Consider the following 20,699-nt stretch of genomic DNA (forward strand, 5'->3'; position numbering starts at 1 on the left):
AACCTTCGCTACTTCTTGGGGCAGCAATAAGTTTGTCCGTGGGGCTATCTCAGGTCATGGCGCTCTTTCGCACAACGCTCAACTTGGTATTAACAATTTATATACCCCGGGCGTTCGTTGACTTAGCGACTAATACAAAGGGTGTAGGGCAAGGATGTTAAAGAATATTTAAATGATGAAAATCAGAGCGTTGAATAAAATAGCGGACCTCGTAAGGTCCGCTATAACTTTGGATGTATATATACAATTAATCAGTGTTTTTCATGCAATCGGTTGCCACTTTCCGACCATGTGCTGAAGGTCGCCCACCCCTTTAAGTTCCCATTCACCACTGGAACCGGCTGCGCTACTCCGCAAGATCACTTCACTGGGCAGGCGCACGGGTTTTCTGAATTCAACGTCGATTTCAATATTGGCGGCCGGCAGATGTTCCCCCAGCGCTGCAAGGGTACGGGCCTTGTTCCACAGCCCATGGGCGATGGCTTGGGGAAACCCGAACAGCTTGGCCGTCGGCGCACTGAGATGGATGGGGTTGTAATCACCGGACACCCGGGCATAGCGGCGACCGATATCGGTGGGCGCTTTCCAGCGTGTCAGTTCATTAAGAGGTCCTGGGGCCAGCACGCTGTTATTCGGCGCTTGGCCTTCAAGCTTCACGCCCCGGCAGAGCATCTGGCTTTGGGCTTCCCATAGCAGCCCAAGGGCATCTTCGACCACGGTCGCAATGTCAAAGGTCGCGCCCTTGGCGTGGGGCTGAAGGTTGTGTGCGTACACGCCGATGCTCACATCGCCCACGCCGCCCAGAGGTCGATGAATCCGGATGCGATTGTTCAAGTGGACCAGCCCCAACAGCGGAAACGGAAACGCCTTGTCGGTCAACAGTTGCAATTGCAGGCCGAACGCCAGAATGTGCGGATAAGTCGCCGGCAGCATCGGGCTGTCAGTAAATCCGCAGACCTTGCGGTACGCCGCAACGGCCTTGGGATCGACGTGGACCCGACAGCGCCAGCCGCGTTCGGGCAAGGTGCTGCCGGTGATCTTGCGCTTGAGCGCTGCACGCCAGTACAGCGGGAGTAGCGACGGTGTGCTGTCCAAGGTTTGCCATTGCATGCTTACGCTCCCAGAAGACTTTGCCCACACACCCGTAGTGCCTGGCCGCTGACCGCGCCAGAACCCGGCTGACCGAGCCAGGCAACCGCTTCGGCCACGTCCTGTGGCACGCCGCCTTGGCCAAGGGAGCTCATGCGTCGCCCGGCCTCGCGCAGGGCAAACGGGATGTGCGCAGTCATCTGGGTTTCGATAAAGCCCGGTGCCACGGCATTGATGCTGATCCCGCGCTCCTTCAACAGGGGCGCCCATGCCTGGGCCAGGCCGATCAAACCGGCCTTGCTCGCGGCATAGTTGGTTTGCCCGCGATTGCCGGCGATGCCACTGATGGAGGCCAGCAGCACGACCCGCGCATTGTCGTGCAGGGTGCCGCTGTCGAGCAGGGCCTTGGTCAGCACTTGCGGGGCATTGAGGTTCACTGCCAGCACCGCGTCCCAGTACTCCGGGGTCATGTTGGCCAGGGTTTTGTCGCGGGTGATGCCGGCGTTGTGCACCAGAATATCGAGCCCGTCGGGCAGGTGTTCAACCAACTGGCTGGCGGCGTTTTCGGCGCAGATGTCCAGCACCAGCGTACGCGCATTCAGGCGTGCGGCCAGTGCTTCGAGGTCAGCCTTGGCCTGGGGCACATCGAGCAGGATCACCTCGGCGCCATCCCGGGCCAGGGTTTCAGCGATGGATGCACCGATGCCCCGGGCGGCGCCCGTGACCAGCGCCTTGCGTCCCGCCAGTGGACGCGTCCAGTCTTCGACCGGGGTGTCACAGGCTGACAGGCGAATGACCTGGCCCGAGATGTAAGCGCTTTTGGGCGAAAGGAAAAACCGCAGCGCGCCCTCCAACTGGTCCTCGGCCCCGTCACCTACATACAGCAACTGCAACACACCCCCGCTGCGCAGTTCCTTGGCCAGCGAGCGGCTGAAGCCTTCCAGGGCGCGCTGGGCGCTGGCGGCAAACGGGTCGCTGAGGCTTTCCGGCGCACGGCCGAGGATCACCAGGTGCGCACTGTGGTCGAGGTTTTTCAGCAACGGCTGGAAGAACTCACGCAGTTGCTTGAGCTGGTAGGTGTGCTTCAAGTCGCTGGCGTCGAACACCACTGCCTTGAGCCTGGGGCCATGCCCCGGAATCCACGCGGATGCCGTTGAGGCTTCTGCGCCGTAGCTGTAAACCGCATCGGTGAGCCTATTGGCAAACGCCAGCACCTTGTGGGTCAACGCGCCGCCGCCCAGCAACAGTGCGCCTTCGACCGGGCGCAGGCGTCCGGCTTGCCAGCGTTCCAGGCGTACCGGTGACGGCAGGCCAATGGCGGCGACCAGGCGATGGCCGAGGCTTGAGTTGGCGAAGTCGATATAACGGTCAGACATGGAACGCTCTCCGAAGGCTGGGGTTCAAAGGGTTGACCATCCCAGGGTAGCAGTCGTTCGACTAGGCTCAGTGATCAAGCCCATAACCGACAGAGGGAGCTTTTCATGACTCAATTGCGCCGAGTGGCGATCATTGGCGGTAACCGCATTCCTTTCGCCCGTTCCAATGGCCCTTACGCCACGGCGAGTAACCAGGCGATGCTGACCGCCGCCCTGGAGGGCCTGATCGAGCGCTACAACCTGCACGGTCTGCGCATGGGCGAGGTGGCCGCCGGCGCGGTGCTCAAGCATTCCCGCGATTTCAACCTGACCCGCGAATGCGTGCTCGGTTCGCGGTTGTCGCCGCAGACCCCGGCGTACGACATCCAGCAAGCCTGCGGCACGGGCCTGGAAGCAGCGTTGCTGGTGGCCAACAAAATTGCCCTGGGCCAGATCGAATGCGGCATTGCCGGTGGGGTGGATACCACGTCCGATGCACCGATTGGGGTGAATGAGGGGCTACGCAAGCTGCTGCTCAAAGCCAACCGCAGCAAGTCCATGGCGGACAAATTAAAAGTTCTGTTACAACTTCGCCCCCAGCACCTCAAGCCCGAGTTGCCGCGCAACGGTGAACCGCGCACCGGACTGTCCATGGGCCAGCACTGCGAGCTGATGGCTCAGACCTGGCAGATCCCGCGTGCCGAGCAAGACCAGTTGGCGCTGGAGAGCCATCAGAAGATGGCCGCGTCCTACGCCGAAGGCTGGCACAACGATTTGCTCACGCCGTTTCTCGGCCTCACCCGTGACAACAACCTGCGCCCGGACCTGACCCTGGAAAAACTCGCCAGCCTCAAGCCCGCCTTCGAGCGCAGCGAAAAGGGCACGCTGACCGCCGGCAACTCCACGCCGCTGACCGATGGGGCCTCCCTGGTGCTGCTGGGCAGCGAGGCGTGGGCCAAGGAACGTGGCCTGCCGATTCTGGCGTACCTGCGTGATGGCGAAGCGGCGGCGGTGGATTTTGTCAACGGTGCCGAGGGCCTGTTGATGGCGCCGGTATATGCGGTGCCGCGCTTGCTGGCTCGCAACGGCCTGAGCTTGCAGGACTTTGATTACTACGAGATCCACGAAGCCTTTGCTGCCCAGGTGTTGTGCACGCTCAAGGCGTGGGAAGACGCCGATTATTGCAAGACACGCCTGGGCCTGGATGCTCCGCTGGGCGCTATCGATCGCAGCCGGCTCAATGTCAAGGGCAGTTCGTTGGCGGCGGGCCATCCGTTTGCCGCCACCGGCGGGCGCATCGTTGCCAACCTCGCCAAATTGTTGGACGCGGCGGGTAAAGGGCGGGGCTTGATTTCGATTTGCGCTGCGGGCGGCCAGGGTGTGACAGCTATCATTGAACGATGAAAGAGGCTTGACGAGTAACCCCTGTAGGAGCGAGCTTGCTCGCGAAAGACGTCAACGATAACGCGTGCATTCTGGATAAATGCGTTGCCTTTGAGTTCTTCGCAAGCAAGCTCGCTCCTGCAGGAAATTGCGGTAGCCTCTCCCTCCAACGAGCCGATTGCCGTATAACGAGTGCCACACGCGTGTTTGGTAATACAGGACCCACAATAAAAGCTGATGAAGACTCCTAAACGCATTGAACCCCTGATCGAAGACGGTCTGGTCGACGAAGTGCTGCGCCCTCTGATGAGTGGTAAAGAAGCAGCTGTTTATGTGGTGCGCTGCGGCAATGAATTGCGTTGCGCCAAGGTTTACAAGGAGGCGAATAAACGAAGTTTTCGTCAGGCGTCCGAATACCAGGAAGGCCGTAAGGTCCGTAACAGTCGCCAGGCGCGAGCCATGGCCAAGGGCTCCAAGTTCGGCAAGAAAGAAACCGAAGATGCCTGGCAGAACGCCGAAGTGGCGGCGCTGTTCCGCCTGGCCGGTGCGGGCGTTCGCGTGCCCAAGCCGTACGACTTTCTTGAAGGCGTGCTGTTGATGGAGTTGGTGGCCGACGAGTACGGCGATGCGGCGCCGCGTCTGAATGACGTAGTGCTGGACCCGGACCAGGCGCGCGAATACCACGCCTTCCTGATTTCGCAGATTGTGCTGATGTTGTGCACTGGCCTGGTGCATGGTGACCTGTCGGAGTTCAACGTACTGCTCACGCCAACGGGCCCGGTGATCATCGACCTGCCTCAGGCCGTGGATGCGGCGGGCAACAACCACGCATTCAATATGCTGGAGCGGGACGTGGGGAACATGGCTTCCTACTTCGGGCGCTTTGCCCCGGAGCTGAAGAAGACCAAGTACGCCAAGGAAATGTGGGCGCTGTACGAAGCCGGCACCTTGCACCCGGCCAGTGTATTGACCGGTGAGTTCGACGAACCGGAAGAGCTGGCGGACGTGGGCGGTGTCATCCGCGAAATCGAAGCGGCGCGGCTGGACGAAGAGCGTCGCCAGGCGATTCGCGCGGCAGACGATGCGCCTCCGAGCAAAGTGCCGGACGAGCCACCGCCGCCGCCCTGGATGCAGTAACTCACAACGGCGCGTTCCAATGTGGGAGCTGGCTTGCCTGCGATGCAGACACCTTGGTGTATCAGTGACACCGGGGTGATGCTATTGCAGGCAAGCCAGCTCCCACATTTGGTTTTGTGTTTGTCCAGTCAGGCACAGCAGTTCCCCGCCGCCAACTCCTTGAGTATCGGGCAATCGGGCCGATGATCGCCCTGGCAGTGCTCCATCAGGTCCTGCAAGGTATCGCGCAGTTGCCCCAGCTCGCGAATCTTGTGGTTCAACTCGTCAATGTGCTGGCGCGCCAGGGCTTTTACGTCGGCGCTGGCTCGTTGCCGGTCTTCCCACAGGGTCAGCAGCTTGCCGACCTCTTCCAGTGAAAACCCCAGGTCCCGCGAGCGCTTGATAAACGTCAGGGTGTGCAGGTCGTCATGGCCATACACCCGGTAGCCGCTGTCGGTGCGATGGGCCGTTTTCAGCAGGCCGATGGATTCGTAGTAGCGAATCATCTTTGCACTCAGCCCGCTGGTGCGGGCGGCTTGGCCGATGTTCATGGGCGTTGATCCTCCAAGTCCTTGGGTTTCCAGGTTTTCAGCAACAGCGCGTTGCTCACCACGCTGACGCTGGACAAGGCCATGGCCGCGCCAGCCAGCACCGGGTTGAGCAGGCCGAAGGCGGCCAGGGGAATGCCGATCAAGTTATACACAAAGGCCCAGAACAGATTCTGTCGAATTTTTGCGTAGGTCTTGCGGCTGATCTCCAGGGCCGCCGGCACCAGGCGCGGGTCGCCGCGCATCAAGGTGATACCGGCGGCGTGCATGGCCACGTCGGTGCCGCCGCCCATGGCAATGCCGATATCGGCAGCGGCCAGGGCCGGCGCATCGTTGATGCCGTCGCCCACCATGGCCACCACACCGGTTTTTTTCAGTTCGGCAACGGCGGCAGCTTTGTAGGCCGGCAGGACTTCGGCGTGCACATCATCGATACCCAACGCCTGCGCAACGACCCGCGCACTGCCGTGGTTATCGCCGGTAATCAGGTGGCTGCTGATGTGCTGCGCCTTGAGTTGTTGCACCGCCTCCAGTGCGCCGGGCTTGAGGGTGTCGCCAAACGCAAACAGGCCCAGCACGCGCGGTTGCGCACCTTGCTCGATCAACCAGGACAAGGTGCGGCCTTCGGCTTCCCATTCCTTGGCGCGCTGAGCCAAATCGCCCGCATCCAGGCCGGTTTCTTCCAGCAGGCGTCGATTGCCCAGGGCCAGCGGCCGACCGTCCAGCGTACCGGCAATGCCGCGCCCGGTCAGGGATTGGCTGGCGCTTACATCGGCCACGTTCAGGCCTTTCTCCTGGCAGGCATCCAGCACGGCTTTGGCCAGTGGGTGTTCACTGCCACGCTGCAAGGCGCCGGCCTGTTGCAACAACAGGGCTTCATTGCCATCAACTGCCGCCAGGTGTGCAATCTTCGGCGCGCCGGAGGTCAGGGTGCCGGTCTTGTCGAACACCACGGCGCTTACGGCATGGGCGCGTTCCAGGGCTTCGGCATCCTTGATCAGAATACCGTGGCGTGCGGCGACGCCGGTGCCGGCCATGATGGCGGTCGGTGTGGCCAGGCCCAGGGCACAAGGGCAAGCGATCACCAACACGGCAACCGCATTGATGATCGCGGTTTCCAGCGATGCGCCATACCACCACCAGCCCACTACGGTGATCAGTGCCAATACCAACACGGCCGGTACAAACACCTGGCTGACTTTATCCACCAGTTTCTGGATCGGCGCCTTGGCGGCCTGGGCGTCTTCGACCAGGCGAATGATACGTGCCAACACGCTCTCCGCGCCCAGGGCCAGGGTGCGTACCAACAAGCGGCCTTCACCGTTGATGGCGCCACCGGTAACCGGGTCGCCCGGCTGTTTTGGCACCGGCAGGCTTTCGCCGCTGATCAGCGCTTCATCGGCATGGCTTTGGCCTTCCACCACTTCACCGTCCACCGGGAAGCGTTCGCCGGGTTTTACCAGCACCAGGTCACCGTGCTTCAAGGCATTGATTGCGACATCTTCTTCGCGGCCGTCCTGCACGCGGATCGCCCGTTCCGGCCGCAAGGCTTCAAGGGCGCGGATGGCGCTGGCGGTCTGGCGCTTGGCGCGGCTTTCCAGGTATTTGCCCAGCAGCACCAGGGCGATGACCACCGCTGACGCTTCGAAGTACAGGTGCGGCGTCACGCCCGGGGCGGCGGTGAGCCATTCATAGATACTCAGGCCGTAGCCGGCGCTGGTGCCGATCGCCACCAGCAGGTCCATGTTACCGGCGCCGGCGCGCACGGCTTTCCACGCGGCGACATAAAAGCGTGCACCCAAAATAAACTGCACTGGCGTGGCCAGGGCAAACTGTATCCAGGCCGGTAGCATCCAGTGCAAGCCGAAGGGTTCTACCAGCATCGGCAGCACCAGGGGCAACGCCAGCACAATCCCCGCCACCAGCGCCCAGCGCTCGCGACGCAGGCGCCCGGCCTGGTCGGCTTCGGTGGCGGTTTCGCTTTGGGGCAAGGTGGCGGTGTAGCCGGCCTTGTCGACGGCGGCGATCAATACGCTGGCGTCCATCTGGCCGAGCACTTCGATATGGGCGCGTTCGTTGGCCAGGTTGACGCTGACGCGCTGCACCCCCGGCACTTTGCCCAGCGCGCGTTCGACGCGGCCGGCGCAACTGGCGCAGGTCATGCCGCCGATGGGCAAGTCAAATGTGGTGGATCCATTCATGGGGCAGTCCTCCAGAAGAAGTTGCCACTAGGATCAACCTTAACCTGTGGGGAAGGTCAAGCGTCTTCAGTATTCCAATGCGGCGGGTTTGAGGTACATGCCATCAGCGCCCTGAGCAATACGCAATTTACGTACATCACCGGCTTTCAACGTGATGTTCTGCGCCGCGGGTGCCAGCAACCCTGGCTGACAGCCCGGGGCCTGACTCGGCAATAGCTTGAGGCGCAGCGACACGTTCCCTGCGGGCAGATTGAACGAGGTGGACTGTTCCTGGAACAGGCGTCCGGCCAACTGATCCTGAAGATACAGGCCGATTTCGCAATTGGTGGGTACTTCCAGGCGTTCGCGGGAAATGATCAGCACCGCATAATCTTCAGCGGCGAAGGCCTGGGGCGCAGCGGCAGACAAGCTCATCAGGCCGGCAAGGGCAAAAAACGACCAGCGCATGGCGAATGCTCCATGGTTTACAGCAAGGAAAGTTGAAGCTTGGCCGACGTCGCCGTCGAATACCAGCCCGGCCGTTTTTTTTGAAACTTGACCTTTCCATCATGGCAAGCTTGAGACTGGCCGTAACCTCATCAAAGGAGTCATGTCATGCAAATATTCAGCGTTGAAGGAATGACCTGCGGCCATTGCGTTAAAGCGGTGACCCAGGCGGTACAGAGCAAGGATTCGGCGGCGAGTGTGAAGGTGGACCTGGCGGCGAAGGAGGTGGGTGTGGAAAGCCGTCTGTCGCCTCAGGAGGTCATCGACCTGATCGCCGAGGAAGGCTATAGCGTCAAGTTGGCGTGAATTTTCTGATCGTTAGCGACCTAACGTAATGTTCACGGCACCCAAGCGCGGCTAGACTGTGGAGCTGCCGACTCACTTGGGTGTCTGATGAACCTTCGCATAATCCTGATTTTGGGCGCCTTGAGCGCCTTCGCGCCGTTGGCGATCGACTTCTACCTGCCGGGCTTTCCAGCCATGGCCACCGCGTTTGCCACTGACGAAAAACATATCCAGTTGACCTTGGCGGTGTATTTCGCAGGTCTGGCTATTGGTCAATTGATCTACGGCCCGCTGGCTGACCGTTTCGGTCGGCGCGTGCCCCTGCTCAGTGGGGTCACCTTGTTTACGCTCGCCTCCTTCGCGTGTGCCTACGCGCCGTCACTGGAGTGGCTGATCGGTGCGCGTTTCGTGCAGGCCCTCGGCGGTTGCGCGGGCATGGTGATTTCTCGTGCGGTGGTCAGTGATAAATGCGACGCGGTGGGCTCGGCCAAGGTGTATTCGCAACTGATGCTGGTCACTGGCCTGGCGCCGATCCTTGCGCCATTGGCGGGTGGTGTGATGGTCGGCGTGTGGGGCTGGCAGTCGATTTTCCTGGCGCTGTCGCTGTTCAGCGTGATGGCGGCCATCGCCGTGGCGGTCGGGTTGCCGGAAACCTTCCCGGCCCATCAGCCGCGCCAGCCCTTGTCCGGCTCCTTGCGTCGCTACGCTTCGTTATTGTCGGATCGCGTGTACCTGGGCTATGCCCTGACCGGCGGCATTTCAATTGCCGGGATGTTCGCCTATATCGCCGGTTCGCCCTTCGTCTTCATCAAGCTTTATGGCGTGCCTGCCGAGCACTACGGCTGGCTGTTCGGCTCCAACGCTGCCGGCTTTATCCTGGTGGCTCAGCTGAATGCGCGGTTGCTGGCCAAGCGCGGACCGGCGTTTTTGCTGTCGCGTACGGTGTGGGTTTACGTGGCGGCGGCGTTGACACTGCTGGGAATTGCCGCGCTGCGCACCGAGGCGCTGTGGCCGTTGCTGGTGCCGCTGTTTATCTGCATCGCCAGCCTGGGCTGCATTTTGCCGAACACCTCGGCCTGTGCCATGAGCGGGCAGGGCGCACGGGCCGGCAGTGCCTCGGCGCTGCTCGGCTGTATCCAGTTCGGCGTGGCAGCGGGTGCGGCCTCGTTGGTTGGCGTGTTGCATGATGGTACGGCGATGCCGATGGCGATGGTCATCAGCTTGTGCGGTGTGCTGGCGGTAACGATTGCAATGTCGACCCAGCGCCTGCAACGGGCAAGGGCCACGCAGGCGCAGGTCTGATAGACCGTTCAGCCAGCGGCAGAGCGCTGCTGGCCGAGGGGAAAACGGTGGGGCGCCTGGATCCGTGCTTGCAGGGTGTCGACGAAGGCGCGGGCCTCGGCTTCACTGCGGAAGGTGATGGCTTCGCCGTCGAGACGAACTTGCCATAGCTTGCCGGGGTTTTTTGCTAACGCTTTTATCAGGATTTTCATTGCTGACTTCCTCACGTAAAAGAATCGTGGCAAAGGCGGCCAATATAAACCCGAATTCCCTCACAAATATGACGAAGATCAACTCTCGGACTAGTGGTGTCGTCCATTACCTACACCGATAACGGACGACACTGACAGCCGTTTTTTAGAACCCTTCCAGCACGATCTTGCCCTTGGCCTTACCGCTTTCCAGCAGCGCGTGGGCACGGCGCAAATTGGCTGCATTGATCGTACCGAAGTGCTCGCCTAGCGTGGTTTTCAGGGTGCCGGCATCGATCAGTTCAGCCACGCGGTTAAGCAGGTTGTGCTGCTCGATCATGTCGGGCGTCTCGAACATTGAGCGGGTGTACATAAACTCCCAGTGCAGCGACAGGCTCTTGCGCTTGAGCTTGCTCACATCCAGCGCCTTGGGGTCGTCGATCAACGCCAGCTTGCCTTGGGGTTGCAGCGCTTCCACCAGTTGATCCAGGTGGTGCTCGGTCTGAGTCAGGCTGGCGACATGCGTCACTTGCTCAACGCCTGCCTGCTTCAGCGCTTCGCTCAGCGGCTGGCTGTGGTCGATCACGACGTGGGCACCCAGGGCTTTAGCCCATTCCTGAGTCTCGGGACGCGAGGCGGTGCCGATGACTTTCAGCGCCGTGAGCTGGTTGGCCAGTTGAGTCAGGATCGATCCCACGCCACCGGCAGCGCCGACGATCAGCAGGCTCTGGCCGTGGTCCTCCTTGCCTTCGGGAATCTGCAAACGTTCGAACAGCAGCTCCCACGCGGTGATGGCGGTCAACGGCAGCGCGGCGGCTTCGGCAAACCCCAGGCTTTGGGGCATATGGCCGACGATGCGCTCGTCAACAGTGTGCAGTTCGCTGTTGCCGCCTGGGCGCACCAGGGAGCCGGCGTAGAACACCTTGTCACCGGCTTTGAACAGCGTCACTTCGCTGCCGACCGCCTTGACCACGCCGGCCACGTCCCAGCCCAGCACTTTAGCGTCGCCATTTTCCGGGGCGACGTTGTGGCGCACCTTGGTGTCCACCGGGTTGACCGAGATGGCTTTGACTTCCACCAACAGGTCACGCGGGCCGGCCACGGGCTCTGGCAGTTGGATGTCTTGCAGGGATTCTGGATCGTTGATCGGCAGTGAGGCGTAGTAGGCGATGGCTTTCATGATGACTCCAAGTGAATACGGTCAAGGTAGGAGCGAGCGTGCTCGCGAAGATCGTTAACGATGACGCGGTGTTTCTGGTTTCGCGCGTCGTCCTTGGGGTTTTCGCAAGCAAGCTTGCTCCTGCAAAAAAAGGCGGGATCAGGCGAGAAATTTCAGGCGCTTGAGTTCGAAGTGTTCGATCACATCGGCGGCCTTGGCGCGAAAGCTCTGGATATGCGCGCTCTGGTCGTGGTCGGCCAGCGCAGCGTCGTCGCTCCAGCGCTCGAGCATGTAGAAGGTCTCGGGGTGTTGCAGGTCCTGGTGCAGGTCGTACTGCTCGCAACCGGCTTCCAGGCGGGTCGGTTCCAGCAGGCCGCGCAGCAGGGTTTCCAGGGTGGCGTGCTGGCCGGGTTTGGCGATCAGCGTGGCGATGACATTAAAAGCGGTGGACATAGTCGACTCCGGGCACGGGCTAACGGGATGGGCAGATGATTGGCTATTTCCTGCGCCGATAAAAGCGGCTAAAACAGCAGTCTGTTTCAACCAAATTTTGATAATGGGACGGAAATCCATGCTGCGTTTTGATGATTTGCAGTTGTTTGTGCGAGCTGCAGACCTGGGCAGCCTGTCGGCGGCGGCACGGGTGATGGATCTGTCGCCGGCAGTGGCCAGCGCCGCGCTCAAGCGTATCGAACAGCAACTGGGCACGCGTTTGCTGGCGCGCTCCACCCGCAGCCTGCGCCTGACCGCCGAAGGCGAGGGCTTCCTGGAATATGCGCGTGCGTCATTAAGCGCGTTGGACGATGGGCGGCGGTTATTGACCAGTGGCCAGGATCATGTCAGCGGCGTGCTGCAATTGTCGGCGCCGTCGGATTTCGGTCGCAACCAGCTGTTGCCCTGGCTGGATGAGTTCCAGCAACAACACCCGCAACTGAACGTGCGCTTGTTGCTCGGCGATCGCATTGCCGATTTGTTCCGTCAGCCAGTGGACATTGCCCTGCGCTATGGCGAACCCGAAGATTCCAGCCTGGTGGCCCTGCCCATCGCCCCGGACAATATTCGTGTGCTGTGCGCCGCGCCGAGCTACCTCGCCCGGCATGGCGAACCCCAGCATCTGGAGCAACTGGCCCAGCACAATTGCCTGCTGTACATGCTCGGTAGCCGCGTACATGACCATTGGGGGTTTTATGACGGCAAGCGCCACGTGAGCCTGACGGTCAGCGGTGACCGGTTCAGTGATGACGCCGATGTTGTGCGGCGCTGGGCGGTGGCGGGTATGGGCATTGCCTACAAGTCGTGGCTGGATATCAGTACCGACGTGCTGGCCGGGCGCTTGCGTTTGATCCTGCCGCAACTGCGGGGCGAGCGCACGCCGCTCAACCTGCTATGCGCCCATCGTGCGCAATTGAGCAAGCCCGTCAACCTGCTGCGGGCCATGCTGGTGTCCCGATGTGCAATCTTGACGGCGCAACGACCGGGGCGAAGGGCGACTGGGCAATAACCTGCATAACGATCGGAAATTTCACTCATGTCCTGTCCTGATCCGAGCTGTCGGACGCCGCGGAACCGGCGGCGCGCGCACCTATACTTTGGCGTCAACCGCAGCAGAAAAATGGTCTTACAGGGAGTGAATACATGGAAGCAGCACCTTGCATCAGTCAGATCGCCAGCTTGCTTGCCGAACCCAAACGCACGGCCATGCTCTGGGCCTTGATGGACGGTTCGGCGAAAACTTCAGAAGAGCTGGCGGCGCTGGCCGGTTTGTCACTGGCGTCGGCCAATGCACATCTGGCGCGCCTGACCGGCAGCGGTCTGCTGCGGATCGAGGCCCGACGTGGCAAACGCTTGTTTCGCGTAGCGGCTGCGGATGTAAGTGCCGCCATTGATGCATTGGCCAGTACCACCATGGCCAGCGCAGCGCGCAGCACACCCCAAGCCTTGCCGCCGGCGCTGATGGCGCCGCAGTTGTTGCGCCGTGCCCGCTGGTGCCACGGTCATCTCGGCGGCGAGCTGGCGGCGCAGCTGTATCAACGGATGCTTGAGGCCGGATGGTTCGAGCGCCATGAGCAGCGTACCGAGGTTACGGTCAAGGGCGCGCAGCATTTGGCGGACCTGGGTATTTTTGTCCAGGCTTTGGCAGCGCCGCTGGTGTGCGACTGTTACGACTGGAGCCAGCAGCAACCGCACCTGGGCGGAGCGTTGGGGGCGGGGTTGATGCAGCTGTTTCTGCAGGCCAACTGGATCAGCGTGATCAACGAGTCGCGTGCCTTGTCGGTCAACGAGGCAGGGCTTGAACAAATAGCTCGAATGGCCTCTTTGTAGCAGCGAGCTTGCTCGCCAAGAGCGTCAACGATGACGCGAGGATCCCAAATAAACGCGCTGTCATTTGGTTTTTCGCGAGCAAGCTCGCTCCTACAGGTGCTTGCGTCGTTTAGAGCTGCAATCAGGTCGCATCCAGTAATAGCCAGGACAAACGATGCCGCACACTCGCCAGGGGGATATTTCACACGGGGGATGCGGCATGGTCAGGCAGGGTTATAGCGCAGCGCAGAGGCTGGAACGGTTGCCCATCAGCGGTTACCACCGAGTCATCTTCATCATCATTGCTCTGGCGTTTTTCTTCGACTCCATGGACCTGGCGATGATGACCTTCCTGTTGGGCTCGATTAAAGCCGAGTTTGGCTTGAGCACGGCCCAGGCCGGGTTGCTGGCCAGTTCGAGTTTTTTCGGCATGGTGGTAGGCGCCTCTCTTTCCGGAATGCTCGCCGATCGTTTCGGGCGCAAACCGGTGTTCCAGTGGAGCATTGTGTTGTGGGGCGTTGCCAGTTACCTGTGCTCCACGGCGCAGACGGTGGAAGCGCTGACGTTGTTTCGGATCCTGCTGGGCATTGGCATGGGCATGGAGTTTCCCATCGCTCAGTCGATGCTGTCGGAGTTGATTCCCGCCAAACGGCGCGGGCGTTACATCGCGTTAATGGATGGTTTCTGGCCGCTGGGCTTTGTGGCCGCAGGCGTGCTGTCGTACTTTTTGCTGCCGGTGATTGGTTGGCGCGACATCTTCCTGGTGTTGGCGGTGCCGGCGGTGTTTGTGTTGGCCATTCGCTTCTTTATTCCGGAGTCGCCGCGGTGGCTGGAACAGGCCGGGCGTCACGAAGCGGCGGACAAGGTCTTGCTGGGCATTGAGCAAAAGGTGCGAGATTCCCTGGGCGGCGCCGATTTGCCGGAGCCGACGGCCCTGCCATGGGTAGAGAGTACGCCGGGGACATTTTTCTCTGCGTTCCGGCAGTTGTGGTCGGCGCAGTACCGCCAACGCACGATGATGATCTGGAGCGTGTGGTTCTTTGCCTTGCTCGGTTTCTACGGGCTGACGTCGTGGTTGAGCGCGCTATTGCAGCAGTCGGGTTTTGCCGTGACTCAGTCGGTGTATTACACGGTGATCATTTCCCTGGGCGGGATCCCTGGCTTCTTGATGGCGGCCTGGCTGGTCGAGCGCTGGGGGCGTAAACCGGTGTGCGTCGTGACGCTGCTGGGTGGCGGGGTGATGGCGTTTCTGTATGGGCAAAGCGCAGTGTTTGGCGGCAATGTGGCTCTGTTGATCACCTCCGGGTTGTTGATGCAGTTTTTCCTGTTTGGTATGTGGGCGGTGCTGTACACCTACACGCCGGAGCTCTATCCCACTTCGGCGCGAGCCACAGGTTCCGGATTCGCATCAGCGATTGGCCGGGTCGGCTCGTTGCTGGGGCCGTTGGTGACCGGACTGGTCTTCCCGATAACCGGGCAGGGCGGGGTGTTTGCCCTGGGCGCGCTGTGCTTTGCCGTGGCGGCGCTGGTGGTGTGGGTGTTCGGGATGGAGACCAAGGGCAAGACCCTGGAAGAGCTCACCCAAATCTAAAGATCAACGCAAAACCTGGGTGGGAGGGGGCTTGCCCCCGATGAGCGTGGGTATCTACACAACTTTTTGTAGCAACTGCCGACGGTAACCACGATGCGAAGCGAGCCGCTCTTGCTCTTGATCTTGATCTGCTTTTGATCTTAGGCGCCCCGTCAAACCACGCTGGCCGGAATCCGACAGGGATTTGGGGGGTAAACCGGCAGGGATGCCGGTTTAGCCGCCCCGCGCCATGGATGGCGCGTGGCGGCGGCCCCCCAAATCCATGGCGGATTACGGGCACACCGAGCCTAAGCGAGGTGCCGAGTGGTGGGGCAAGAGCGTTTTGCTTACTTTTGCGCTTTTCAAAAGTGAGCCGCCGTAAGGGCGGAACCAATAGTAGCCGCTACCTAAATAACGGATACGCACTCGATCAAAGTCCAGCATTCTGGTCGGCTATCAGGCCGCCATCGGGGGCAAGCCCCCTCCCACATTTAGCCTGCATTCATTCAATGATGGTTGGTTATGGCTTTACGAGGCGCGCATCCAGGCTGTTCTGCGCCAGGCGTTTGGCCTGGTCCTGATTCATGCCCAGGGAGGTGTGCAGCGCGTGGAAGTTCTCGGTGACATAACCGCCGAAGTAGGCAGGGTCGTCCGAGTTCACGGTGACTTTTACACCACGTTCGAGCATGTCGAGGATATTGTGCTGGGCCATGTCGTCGAACACGCAAAGCTTGGTGTTGGACAGCGGGCAAACCGTCAGCGGGATCTGTTCGTCGATGATGCGCTGCATCAGGCGTTCATCTTCAATGGCTCGCACGCCGTGGTCGATGCGCTGGATTTTCAGCAGGTCGAGGGCTTCCCAGATGTACTCGGGCGGGCCTTCTTCGCCAGCATGGGCGACGGTAAGGAAGCCCTCGTGGCGGGCACGGTCGAACACGCGCTGGAACTTGCTTGGCGGGTGACCCATTTCCGAGCTGTCCAGGCCCACGGCCACGAACGCGTCACGGAACGGCAACGCCTGGTCGAGGGTTTTCTCGGCTTCGGCTTCGCTCAGGTGGCGCAGGAAGCTCAGGATCAAGCCGCTGGTGATGCCCAGTTGCTGCTCGCCATCTTTAAGCGCTGCGGCGATGCCGTTCAGCACGACTTCGAACGGGATGCCTCGGTCGGTGTGGGTTTGCGGGTCGAAGAACGGTTCGGTGTGAATCACGTTCTGGGCCTTGCAGCGCAGCAGGTAGGCCCAGGTCAGGTCGTAGAAATCCTGGGACGTGCGCAGCACATCGGCGCCTTTGTAATACAGGTCGAGAAACTCTTGCAGGTTGTTGAAGGCGTAAGCCTTGCGCAGGGTGTCGACGTCGTTCCACGGCAGCGCAATCTTGTTGCGCTCGGCCAGGGCGAACAGCAACTCAGGCTCCAGCGAACCCTCCAGGTGCAGGTGCAGTTCAGCCTTGGGCAGGGCGTTGAGCCAATCGTACATAGTTAAAATCTCATCAGGTGCAATGGCGGCATTCTACAGGCCATGGCTGAAATAATCGGCAAAACCTGACCAGCAGGAGAGTATTTGTGTCACTCACGCAAGGGTGAGGTGAACTAAGGTGTAACGAAACGTTAGCGGCTTGGCGCAGTCTGTACCCCATCAATGACTGATTCGCTGCACGAAAAGGCCCGTAATGCTTACACACCTCAAGCAAGAAAAATTCATGCTGCTGGCGCTGATTGCCGCCATTGCGGCTTATCCGCTGGAACACTGGATGCTCCACAGTGGGCAACTGGTGGCGCTGCTGGCCGGTGCTGCGCTGATCGCGTTTATCGTAATGGCCTCAATGCGCGTAGCTCACCACGCCGAGCAATTGGCCGAGAAGGTTGGCGACCCCTACGGCACTATGATCCTGACCCTGGCGGCCGTGTTGGTGGAAGTGGTGATCCTGGCGATCATGATGAGCAACGAGCCGTCGCCCACCCTGGTGCGCGACACCATTTACTCGGCGGTGATGCTGGATATCAACGGCATTCTCGGCCTGGCCGCCTTGATGGGCGGCATCAAGCATGGCGAACAGTCCTACAACGATGACTCGGCGCGCACCTATAGCGTGATGATCCTCACCGCCATGGGCGTGTCGATGGTGGTGCCGGAATTTATCCCCGAGGCCGATTGGAAAATTTACTCGGCCTTCACCATTGGCGCGATGGTGGTGCTCTACACCTTGTTCCTGAGAATGCAGGTAGGCCCACACAGTTATTTTTTCAGTTACAGCTACCCGGAAAAACGCCGCAAGAAATCAACCGAAGAAGAACACGCCCCGCCCGTGAACCTTGCGTTCTCGATCGGTACCCTGGTGTTTGGCGTGATCGTGATTGGTGCGTTGGCTGAAGTGATGTCCAAAACCCTCGACCTGGGCCTGGAAGGCACGGGGGCGCCGCCGGTGATCACGGCGATTGTGGTGGCGGCTATCTCGGCTGCGCCGGAAATTCTCACGGCGTTGCGCGCTGCATTGGCCAACCGGATGCAGTCGGTGGTGAACATTGCGCTGGGCGCCTCGTTATCGACGGTGATCCTGACGGTGCCGGTAATGGAGGCCATGGCGCTCTATACCGGCCAGCCGTTCCAGATGGCAATGACGCCGGTGCAGACGGTGATGGTGTTTATCACGCTGATTGTCAGTGCGATCAACCTCAACGATGGCGAAACCAATGCCATCGAGGGGATGACCCATTTCGTGTTGTTTGCGACCTTTATCATGTTGTCGCTGCTGGGGTTGTAACCGGTTTTAAAAGTGGCACAGATCCAATGTTGGAGCGGGCAAGCCCGCTCCCACATTTTGATTGGTGCCTGGCTTAGATACCCGCGATCAACTGTCGCGCTGCCTGGCTGTGATCGGCGATCAAGCCCTTGAGGTCAAGGCCTTCGACTTGGCCGTCGATCACCCGCCACTTGCCGCCGACCATCACTCGGTCTGCCCGGTCCGCGCCGCACAGCAGCAGCGCGGAAATGGGGTCATGGCTGCCGGAGAAGCGCAGTTCATCGAGCTTGAACAGTGCCAGGTCCGCCTGCTTGCCGACGGCCAACTCGCCAATGTCTGTGCGCCCCAGCAACTGCGCCGAGCCCTTGGTGGCCCAGCCCAATACGCCTTCGGGGGTGATCTTTTCCGCGCCATAACGCAGGCGCTGGATGTACAGAGCCTGACGCGCTTCAAGGATCATGTTCGAGGCGTCGTTGGAGGCCGAGCCGTCCACGCCGAGCCCGATGGGGGCGCCGGCGGCAAGCAGGTCCAGGGTCGGGCAGATACCCGAGGCCAGGCGCATGTTGGAGCTTGGGCAATGGCAGATACCTGTACCGGCGGCACCCAGGCGGGCGATTTCGTCCGGGTTGAAGTGAATGCCATGGGCCAGCCAGGTGCGCGGGCCGAGCCAGCCGACGCTGTCGAGGTAATCCACGGTGCGCAGGCCGAAGCGTTGCAGGCAGAAGTCTTCCTCGTCGAGGGTTTCCGCCAGGTGGGTATGCAGGCGCACATCCAGGCGGTTGGCCAGATCGGCGCTGGCTTGCATGATTTCGGGGGTGACCGAAAACGGCGAGCACGGCGCCAGGGCAATCTGAATCTGCGCGCCGTCACCGCGCTCGTGATATTCGCGGATCAGGCGCTGGCTGTCGTCGAGAATGACCTGGCCTTGTTGTACGGTCTGCTGCGGTGGCAGGCCGCCGTCGGCTTCGCCCAGGCTCATGGAACCGCGGGTGAGCATGGCGCGCATACCCAGTTCGCGCACGCTGGCTACCTGCACATCAATAGCGTTTTCCAAGCCATCGGGGAACAGGTAATGGTGGTCGGCCGCTGTGGTGCAACCCGACAGCAGTAATTCAGCCAGGGCGACTTTGCTGGCCAGGGCGAGTTTTTCCGGAGTAAGCCGCGCCCATACCGGGTACAGGGTTTTCAACCACGGGAACAGCGGCTGGTTGACCACCGGGCCCCAGGCGCGGGTCAGGGTTTGATAGAAGTGATGATGGGTGTTGATCAGCCCGGGCAGCACCACATGTTCGCGAGCATCGAACACCTGCGTGCAGGGCTGTGCCGGTTCCTGGCCCTGGGCCAGCACTTCGGTGATCACACCGTCTTGCAGCACCAGGCCGCCACGGGCATCGAGGCCATTGGCAGTGAAAATTGCGAGGGGGTTTTTTAACCAGATACGGGTCGCAGGCATTGGCCGGCTCCTCTGAATGATGGGTTCAGGTTTGCCAGCTCAGTGTTGCCCTGTCTGCTGATCCAGGGTCGCCGGGGAGGGCGAGGTGGGCAGTTTACCTCTGTGGGAGCGAGCTTGCTCGCGAAAATCGTCAACGATGACGCGGGCAGTCTGGTTTAACGCAGTGCTTGGGCGTTCTTCGCGAGCAAGCTCGCTCCTACAGTTGGGGGGGGGTTACCAGGTGATGGTGTCGCCCTTGTAGTCCACGAAGTGGTGGCCGCCTTTGCCGGTGTAGGCATTTACCTGGTCCACCAGGCCGCGCACGCTGGTCTCGACGTCGATGTGCGCGTTTTCGCCGCCCATGTCGGTCTTCACCCAGCCCGGATGCAGCGACAGCACCGTCGGTTTGGGCTCGCCCAGTTGCGTGATAAAGCTGTTGGTCATCGAATTGAGGGCGGCCTTGCTGGCCTTGTACAGCGCCAGGTCCGAGCCGTCGGGAATGGTCACGCTGCCCAGTACCGAACTCATGAAGGCCAGCACGCCGGTGTCTTTGCGGATCTGCCCGACAAAGCGCTGGGCCAGGTTGATCGGCGCCACGGCGTTGGTGAAGAACAACTGGCCCACTTCCGCCAGGGTCGCGTGGCCGGGCTCCTGGTTGGCCGGGCCCTTGACGCCGGCGTTGACGAACAGCAGGTCGAAGGTGCGGTCTTTCAAGCGTTGGGCCAGGGCGATCACGGCTTGCTGGTCGTCCATATCCAACTTCTCGATCTGCACCGGCCCCACGGCTTTCAGGGCCTCGGCCTTGTTCGGATCGCGCACGGTGGCAGTGACGTCCCAGCCGTCCTGGAGCAGTTGCTTGACCAGGCCAAGGCCCAGCCCGCGCGAGGCGCCGATGATCAGTGCGGTTTTTGGCGTAGACATGAAGGCTTCCTTTGAAATCGCGGTTCAGGGAGTTCAGCGCATAACAGTAGCAGTTTCAGCGTTGCAGCAGGATGCGCCCACGGCTCAGGTCGGCGAGCTGGGTTTGCAGGGTGTCGATGTGTGCCTCTGCCAGCGCAAGTTGTAGCTCCACGCCGTTGGCGGTGAAGGTTTCTTCCACCACCAAGCCGCCGAGTTCGGTAACACGCAACTTCACCAGGTTCAGTTCGGAAAACCCGCACGCGCAGCTCAGGGGCACACGGCTGATCAGTTCGATGCGCTCGGCATTTTGCAGGCATTTATTAGCCCCGCCGCCATAGGCGCGGGCCAACCCACCAGTGCCCAGTTGGATGCCGCCGTACCAACGGATCACCAGGACGGCCACCTGATCAAACCCCTGGGCCTCGATGGCCGCGAGGATCGGTCGCCCGGCGGTGCCGCCGGGTTCGCCGTCGTCGTTACTGCGGTATTGATCGCCCAGTTTCCAGGCCCAGCAGTTGTGCGTGGCGTTCAGGTCGCTGTGCTGCTCGAAAAACGCCTGGGCGTCCTGCGGGCTGGTGATCGGGGCCGCCAGGGTGATAAAGCGGCTCTTGCGTATTTCTTCACGAAATTCGCAAAGGCCTGTCAGCGTAAAAGACATAACTCG

At 61.1% G+C, this 20,699-nt stretch carries 20 protein-coding genes; 8 read left to right on the forward strand and 12 right to left on the reverse strand.

Annotated features, from left to right (window positions below; genetic code table 11):
• Positions 1–261: 261 nt before the first annotated feature.
• Together JFT63_RS22610 and JFT63_RS22615 are read right to left on the reverse strand one after the other, a co-directional pair.
• The gene (locus JFT63_RS22610; protein WP_057702683.1) at positions 262–1,110 is read right to left on the reverse strand and encodes a MaoC family dehydratase; all 849 of its coding nucleotides are present in this window, start codon (positions 1,108–1,110) and stop codon (positions 262–264) included.
• Between the two features lie 2 nt (positions 1,111–1,112).
• Positions 1,113–2,465 carry a 3-oxoacyl-ACP reductase gene (locus JFT63_RS22615; RefSeq protein WP_198844817.1) on the reverse strand — a complete coding sequence of 451 codons (1,353 nt, stop codon included), beginning with the start codon at positions 2,463–2,465 and terminating at the stop codon, positions 1,113–1,115.
• Positions 2,466–2,570: 105 nt separating this feature from the next.
• Here JFT63_RS22615 and JFT63_RS22620 point away from each other — a divergent pair, with 105 nt between their 5' ends.
• Positions 2,571–3,848 carry an acetyl-CoA C-acetyltransferase gene (locus tag JFT63_RS22620; RefSeq protein WP_057702685.1) on the forward strand — a complete coding sequence of 426 codons (1,278 nt, stop codon included), beginning with the start codon at positions 2,571–2,573 and terminating at the stop codon, positions 3,846–3,848.
• Positions 3,849–4,064: 216 nt separating this feature from the next.
• Positions 4,065–4,964 (forward strand): PA4780 family RIO1-like protein kinase, encoded by a 900-nt coding sequence (locus JFT63_RS22625; protein ID WP_003188241.1) that lies wholly within the window; start codon positions 4,065–4,067, stop codon positions 4,962–4,964.
• A 128-nt stretch (positions 4,965–5,092) separates the two neighbouring features.
• Here JFT63_RS22625 and cueR read toward each other — a convergent pair whose 3' ends face one another.
• From cueR to JFT63_RS22640, 3 genes are all read right to left on the reverse strand, one after another.
• Positions 5,093–5,494, reverse strand: a complete 402-nt coding sequence (cueR, locus tag JFT63_RS22630) for a Cu(I)-responsive transcriptional regulator (protein WP_003188242.1) — start codon at positions 5,492–5,494, stop codon at positions 5,093–5,095.
• Positions 5,491–7,692: a heavy metal translocating P-type ATPase gene (locus JFT63_RS22635; protein WP_186563002.1), complete on the reverse strand. Its 2,202-nt coding sequence runs from the start codon at positions 7,690–7,692 to the stop codon at positions 5,491–5,493. Before JFT63_RS22635 ends, cueR begins: the two co-directional genes overlap by 4 nt.
• 66 nt (positions 7,693–7,758) lie before the next feature.
• A complete protein-coding gene (locus JFT63_RS22640; RefSeq protein WP_057702687.1) occupies positions 7,759–8,139 on the reverse strand; it encodes a hypothetical protein in 381 nt (126 codons plus the stop codon).
• A gap of 147 nt (positions 8,140–8,286) precedes the next feature.
• On the opposite strand from JFT63_RS22640, the gene JFT63_RS22645 reads away from it, so the two are divergent.
• The gene (locus JFT63_RS22645; protein ID WP_057702688.1) at positions 8,287–8,484 is read left to right on the forward strand and encodes a heavy-metal-associated domain-containing protein; all 198 of its coding nucleotides are present in this window, start codon (positions 8,287–8,289) and stop codon (positions 8,482–8,484) included.
• Positions 8,485–8,571: 87 nt separating this feature from the next.
• Positions 8,572–9,765, forward strand: a complete 1,194-nt coding sequence (locus JFT63_RS22650) for a multidrug effflux MFS transporter (protein ID WP_186563004.1) — start codon at positions 8,572–8,574, stop codon at positions 9,763–9,765.
• An 8-nt stretch (positions 9,766–9,773) separates the two neighbouring features.
• Here JFT63_RS22650 and JFT63_RS22655 read toward each other — a convergent pair whose 3' ends face one another.
• From JFT63_RS22655 to JFT63_RS22665, 3 genes are all read right to left on the reverse strand, one after another.
• A complete protein-coding gene (locus tag JFT63_RS22655; protein ID WP_198844818.1) occupies positions 9,774–9,956 on the reverse strand; it encodes a hypothetical protein in 183 nt (60 codons plus the stop codon).
• 145 nt (positions 9,957–10,101) lie between these two features.
• A complete protein-coding gene (locus JFT63_RS22660; RefSeq protein ID WP_198844819.1) occupies positions 10,102–11,115 on the reverse strand; it encodes a zinc-binding alcohol dehydrogenase family protein in 1,014 nt (337 codons plus the stop codon).
• A 138-nt stretch (positions 11,116–11,253) separates the two neighbouring features.
• Complete coding sequence (locus JFT63_RS22665; RefSeq protein ID WP_003188253.1) at positions 11,254–11,547, reverse strand: putative quinol monooxygenase; 294 nt, start codon at positions 11,545–11,547, stop codon at positions 11,254–11,256.
• A gap of 118 nt (positions 11,548–11,665) precedes the next feature.
• Between JFT63_RS22665 and JFT63_RS22670 the strand changes: the two genes are divergently transcribed.
• From JFT63_RS22670 to JFT63_RS22680, 3 genes are all read left to right on the forward strand, one after another.
• Positions 11,666–12,595 (forward strand): LysR family transcriptional regulator, encoded by a 930-nt coding sequence (locus JFT63_RS22670; protein ID WP_186563008.1) that lies wholly within the window; start codon positions 11,666–11,668, stop codon positions 12,593–12,595.
• Positions 12,596–12,729: 134 nt separating this feature from the next.
• Positions 12,730–13,416: a helix-turn-helix domain-containing protein gene (locus JFT63_RS22675; RefSeq protein ID WP_057702692.1), complete on the forward strand. Its 687-nt coding sequence runs from the start codon at positions 12,730–12,732 to the stop codon at positions 13,414–13,416.
• 199 nt (positions 13,417–13,615) lie between these two features.
• Positions 13,616–14,986 carry an MFS transporter gene (locus JFT63_RS22680; protein WP_198706981.1) on the forward strand — a complete coding sequence of 457 codons (1,371 nt, stop codon included), beginning with the start codon at positions 13,616–13,618 and terminating at the stop codon, positions 14,984–14,986.
• 499 nt (positions 14,987–15,485) lie between these two features.
• Here the strand turns inward: JFT63_RS22680 and JFT63_RS22685 are convergent, their stop codons facing one another.
• Positions 15,486–16,439, reverse strand: coding sequence for an adenosine deaminase (locus JFT63_RS22685; RefSeq protein ID WP_198706980.1), 954 nt, complete (start codon positions 16,437–16,439; stop codon positions 15,486–15,488).
• Positions 16,440–16,632: 193 nt separating this feature from the next.
• Here JFT63_RS22685 and JFT63_RS22690 point away from each other — a divergent pair, with 193 nt between their 5' ends.
• The gene (locus JFT63_RS22690) at positions 16,633–17,724 is read left to right on the forward strand and encodes a calcium:proton antiporter (protein WP_057702694.1); all 1,092 of its coding nucleotides are present in this window, start codon (positions 16,633–16,635) and stop codon (positions 17,722–17,724) included.
• Positions 17,725–17,797: 73 nt separating this feature from the next.
• Here JFT63_RS22690 and JFT63_RS22695 read toward each other — a convergent pair whose 3' ends face one another.
• The 3 genes from JFT63_RS22695 to JFT63_RS22705 form a co-directional block, all read right to left on the reverse strand.
• Entirely contained in the window at positions 17,798–19,156 is a 1,359-nt protein-coding gene (locus JFT63_RS22695; protein ID WP_198706979.1) for an 8-oxoguanine deaminase, read from the reverse strand.
• Between the two features lie 213 nt (positions 19,157–19,369).
• Positions 19,370–20,056, reverse strand: coding sequence for an SDR family oxidoreductase (locus tag JFT63_RS22700; protein WP_198706978.1), 687 nt, complete (start codon positions 20,054–20,056; stop codon positions 19,370–19,372).
• Positions 20,057–20,111: 55 nt separating this feature from the next.
• Entirely contained in the window at positions 20,112–20,693 is a 582-nt protein-coding gene (locus JFT63_RS22705) for an IMPACT family protein (RefSeq protein WP_186563399.1), read from the reverse strand.
• Positions 20,694–20,699: the final 6 nt, after the last annotated feature.

Origin of the sequence: Pseudomonas sp. MF7453, from assembly GCF_016405455.1 — a bacterium.
In the GTDB taxonomy this organism is placed as follows: domain Bacteria; phylum Pseudomonadota; class Gammaproteobacteria; order Pseudomonadales; family Pseudomonadaceae; genus Aquipseudomonas; species Aquipseudomonas paralactis.

Coding starts and splice junctions, on each gene's coding strand:
- JFT63_RS22610 (WP_057702683.1), bottom strand. CDS start 1,110: ATGCAATGGCAAACCTTGGACAGCACACCGTCGCTACTCCCGCTGTAC.
- JFT63_RS22615 (WP_198844817.1), bottom strand. CDS start 2,465: ATGTCTGACCGTTATATCGACTTCGCCAACTCAAGCCTCGGCCATCGC.
- JFT63_RS22620 (WP_057702685.1), top strand. CDS start 2,571: ATGACTCAATTGCGCCGAGTGGCGATCATTGGCGGTAACCGCATTCCT.
- JFT63_RS22625 (WP_003188241.1), top strand. CDS start 4,065: ATGAAGACTCCTAAACGCATTGAACCCCTGATCGAAGACGGTCTGGTC.
- cueR (WP_003188242.1), bottom strand. CDS start 5,494: ATGAACATCGGCCAAGCCGCCCGCACCAGCGGGCTGAGTGCAAAGATG.
- JFT63_RS22635 (WP_186563002.1), bottom strand. CDS start 7,692: ATGAATGGATCCACCACATTTGACTTGCCCATCGGCGGCATGACCTGC.
- JFT63_RS22640 (WP_057702687.1), bottom strand. CDS start 8,139: ATGCGCTGGTCGTTTTTTGCCCTTGCCGGCCTGATGAGCTTGTCTGCC.
- JFT63_RS22645 (WP_057702688.1), top strand. CDS start 8,287: ATGCAAATATTCAGCGTTGAAGGAATGACCTGCGGCCATTGCGTTAAA.
- JFT63_RS22650 (WP_186563004.1), top strand. CDS start 8,572: ATGAACCTTCGCATAATCCTGATTTTGGGCGCCTTGAGCGCCTTCGCG.
- JFT63_RS22655 (WP_198844818.1), bottom strand. CDS start 9,956: ATGAAAATCCTGATAAAAGCGTTAGCAAAAAACCCCGGCAAGCTATGG.
- JFT63_RS22660 (WP_198844819.1), bottom strand. CDS start 11,115: ATGAAAGCCATCGCCTACTACGCCTCACTGCCGATCAACGATCCAGAA.
- JFT63_RS22665 (WP_003188253.1), bottom strand. CDS start 11,547: ATGTCCACCGCTTTTAATGTCATCGCCACGCTGATCGCCAAACCCGGC.
- JFT63_RS22670 (WP_186563008.1), top strand. CDS start 11,666: ATGCTGCGTTTTGATGATTTGCAGTTGTTTGTGCGAGCTGCAGACCTG.
- JFT63_RS22675 (WP_057702692.1), top strand. CDS start 12,730: ATGGAAGCAGCACCTTGCATCAGTCAGATCGCCAGCTTGCTTGCCGAA.
- JFT63_RS22680 (WP_198706981.1), top strand. CDS start 13,616: ATGGTCAGGCAGGGTTATAGCGCAGCGCAGAGGCTGGAACGGTTGCCC.
- JFT63_RS22685 (WP_198706980.1), bottom strand. CDS start 16,439: ATGTACGATTGGCTCAACGCCCTGCCCAAGGCTGAACTGCACCTGCAC.
- JFT63_RS22690 (WP_057702694.1), top strand. CDS start 16,633: ATGCTTACACACCTCAAGCAAGAAAAATTCATGCTGCTGGCGCTGATT.
- JFT63_RS22695 (WP_198706979.1), bottom strand. CDS start 19,156: ATGCCTGCGACCCGTATCTGGTTAAAAAACCCCCTCGCAATTTTCACT.
- JFT63_RS22700 (WP_198706978.1), bottom strand. CDS start 20,056: ATGTCTACGCCAAAAACCGCACTGATCATCGGCGCCTCGCGCGGGCTG.
- JFT63_RS22705 (WP_186563399.1), bottom strand. CDS start 20,693: ATGTCTTTTACGCTGACAGGCCTTTGCGAATTTCGTGAAGAAATACGC.